1 protein-coding gene is annotated in these 979 nt (G+C 41.2%); it reads right to left on the minus strand.

Translation table 11 applies throughout. The features are described from left to right. Nucleotides 1–135 precede the first annotated feature (135 nt). Nucleotides 136–921, minus strand: a complete 786-nt coding sequence (locus tag E0D98_RS24785) for a hypothetical protein (RefSeq protein ID WP_001086139.1) — start codon at nucleotides 919–921, stop codon at nucleotides 136–138. Nucleotides 922–979 lie beyond the last annotated feature (58 nt).

The raw sequence follows: 979 nt of genomic DNA on the forward strand, positions 1-979 counted from the left end.
TAAATATTCTAAAACAAACAGTTTTTAACTCCGGATTCCATGTCCTTTCTTGCACTGTTTTTGTCAAGAAAAATTTCTTATGCAAAGAATTTTGTATTATTGCCGCCAGAAATTCCTGGCGGCAGATATAATTTATTATTGATAGCGGTTAACCAAATCTTTTACCATCGCTTTATAGGTCTTTTGCTTAAGTTGCATGATTTGCTGCTCTGTCATATCAGTCGTACTGGCTTCATTCTTGTCGGGCAATGGTGGAAGCACTTTATATTCATAATTCACCGGCGACCAGGTAGCCCACTCACCTGTTGCCACATCCACCAGCGTGAAACGTACCAGGTAGCGCAGGGAGATAGCGTCGGTGAGTTTTTCATTTTTATAGTCGGACCATACTGTTGATTTCAGCGCAGAGTCATATTTTCCTGTCTGCAACGTATCCTGGAAAACAATAATCGCTTTCTGATGCCCTTTTGCAGCCACAAAACGCAGTGCCTGCATCCAGTTCATATTCTCAGCACTGGCAACATCCTCGTTCTCATTTTTATCTTTGTTTTTGTTACAAGTCAGAGGCTTTTGCCTGTCCGGGATACCAGAGAATGTGGAAACAGTATAATATTTTCGCATCTCCTCCTGCATAATGGTTTCCGGTGCGCGGTTGCCGGATTGAACAAGTATTACAGGAGAATTAAGGGGAACGCGGAACTCATCTCCATCAAGCGCAGCTTGAATATCCTCTTCGGATACGGCCAGAGTGGTTTCATTACCGAATAAATCTTTGTCTGTCAGTTGCTGGGGAGTGTTTTTATTAATATTACTTTGTGTGACTTGAGCTTTTTTCTTCTTTTCATCAATAGAAGATTCAGAGGCACATCCTGCAAGCAGCGAGAATAACACACATATGCAACAAAGCTTTTTTGAATTCATAATTGGACACTCCCTCGCCTGTCATAATCCTGGTAATGTTTAGCTAACGATTTTTAAT

The organism is Escherichia sp. KCJ4928 (genome assembly GCF_004352695.1).
GTDB lineage: Bacteria > Pseudomonadota > Gammaproteobacteria > Enterobacterales > Enterobacteriaceae > ECMA0423.